This window comes from Acidovorax sp. (genome assembly GCF_046341535.1).
GTDB lineage: Bacteria > Pseudomonadota > Gammaproteobacteria > Burkholderiales > Burkholderiaceae_C > Acidovorax.
The window spans coordinates 1-2,189 of the sequence record NZ_JBKDRI010000103.1 but is presented as its reverse complement, the minus strand read 5'-3'; the positions used below and the strand labels follow the sequence as shown (position 1 = coordinate 2,189).

At 65.9% G+C, this 2,189-nt stretch carries 1 protein-coding gene and 1 pseudogene; both read right to left on the bottom strand.

The features are described from left to right. A partial coding sequence (gene ileS / locus ACK543_RS07545; RefSeq protein WP_409942234.1) for an isoleucine--tRNA ligase occupies window positions 1-1,935 on the bottom strand: 1,935 nt, incomplete at its 3' end. 116 nt (window positions 1,936-2,051) lie between these two features. Beyond that, a pseudogene (locus tag ACK543_RS07540) lies at window positions 2,052-2,189 on the bottom strand (bifunctional riboflavin kinase/FAD synthetase); the annotation flags it as partial.

Genomic DNA, 2,189 nt, shown 5'->3' with positions numbered 1-2,189 from the left:
CAGCGACTTGCTCATCTTGCGGCCCTGGCTGTCCACGGTGAAGCCGTGGGTCAGCAGGCCGCGGTAGGGCGCGCGGCCTTCCAGCGCCGATGCCAGCAGCAGCGAGCTATGAAACCAGCCGCGATGCTGGTCGTGGCCTTCCAGGTACAGGTCGGCCTCGGGGCCCCGGTCATGGAACTGGGGCGCATGGGTGCCGCGCAGCACATGGCTGAAGGTGGAGCCGGAGTCAAACCACACCTCCAGGATGTCGGTGCTCTTGGTGTAGTGGGGCGCGTCTTCAGCGCCCAGGATGTCTTGCGCCGTCACGCGGCTCCAGGCCTCGATGCCGCCCTTTTCCACGATGTCGGCGGCCTGGTCCATGATCTCCATAGTGCGCGGGTGCAACTCGCCCGAATCCTTGTGCAAAAAGAACGGGATGGGCACGCCCCAGCTGCGCTGGCGCGAGATGCACCAGTCGGGCCGCCCGGCGATCATGTCGTGCAGGCGGGACTTGCCGTTTTCGGGGTAGAAGCTGGTGTGGTTGATGGCATCCAGGGCAATCTGGCGCAGCGTCTTGGCGGGCTTCATGCCCGGCTTGGTGAACACGCCTTCGCCTTCGTCCATGCGGATGAACCACTGGGCCGCCGCGCGGTAGATCACCGGCGTCTTGTGGCGCCAGCAGTGCGGGTAGCTGTGGGTGATGTCCTTGGTGGTCATCAGCCGGCCCGCGTTGCGCAGTGCTTCGATGATGACGGGCACGGCCTTCCAGATATGCTGGCCCCCAAAGAGCGGGAAGTCCGCCGCGTAGGCGCCGTTGCCCTGCACGGGATTGAGGATCTCGTCCAGCGCCATGCCATGCGCGCGGCAGGAGTTGAAGTCTTCCAGGCCATACGCGGGCGAGGAGTGCACGATACCGGTGCCGTCGTCGGCCGTGGCGTAGTCGGCCAGGTACACGGGCGACAGGCGGCGGTAGCCAAAGCTGCCGTCTTGGCTGGCCACGTCGTACAGTGGGTGTTCAAACGTGAGGCCACCCAGGTTCTTGCCCAGGGTGGTGGCCAGCACGCTGCCCGTGAGACCGTAGCGCTCCAGGCACGAGGCGACCAGCGGCTCGGCCACCAGCAGGATGCGCTCGCCCGCGTCCACCAGCGCGTAGGTGATTTCGGGGTTCAGGTTCAGCGCCTGGTTGGCGGGGATGGTCCAGGCGGTGGTGGTCCAGATGACGACGAAGGCATCCTTGGCGAGCGCGGGCAGGCCGAAGGCGGCGGCCAGCTTGGCCGGGTCATGCGACTTGAAGGCCACGTCCAGCGTGGTGCTCTTTTTGTCTGCATACTCGATCTCGAACTCGGCCAGCGAACTGCCGCAGTCAAAACACCAGTACACGGGCTTGAGGCCGCGGTAGACAAAACCGCGCTCCATCACGCGCTTGAACGCGCGGATCTCGCCGGCCTCGTTGGCGGGGTTCATGGTCTTGTAGGGGTTGTCCCATTCGCCCAGCACGCCCAGGCGCTTGAAGTCCAGCATCTGCAGCGCGATCTGCTCGGTGGCAAACGCGCGGCTCTTGGCCTGCATGTCGTCGCGCGAGAGGTTGCGGCCGTGCTTTTTTTCGATGGCGTTCTCGATGGGCAGGCCGTGGCAGTCCCACCCGGGCACGTACAGCGCATCAAAGCCCTCGAGCTGGCGCGCCTTGGTGATCATGTCCTTCAAGATCTTGTTGACCGCGTGGCCCATGTGGATCTGCCCGTTGGCATAGGGCGGGCCGTCGTGCAGGATGAACTTGGGCGCACCCCGGCGGGCGTCGCGCAGGCGCTTGTAGATGCCTTTGTCTTCCCACTCTTTGACCCAGCCCGGTTCGCGCTTGGGCAGGTCGCCGCGCATGGGGAAAGGTGTGTCCGGCAGGTTCAGGGTGCTGCGGTAGTCCGTGGTGGTGGATGCGTTGCTGGCGTTGTCGTCGGACATGGAGAGCCTTCAAAACAGGGCGTTCCGGGGCGTACCCGGAGCAAGAACGGGGTTGGGGCGAGGCAGGCAGTGGGTAGGGTGTGCCCGCCGGGCGGGCGCTGCGGGGCGCAGCCGCCTCAAATTCGGTCGCGCGTGGTCTGGCGCCGGGTCTCGGTGTGCAGTGGTGCGCGGGCTGATGCAAAGTACGCGCGCGCGTTGTCGCAGTCCCTGGCAATGCCCGCTGTCAGGGCCTCCAGACTGTCGTATTTCAGCTC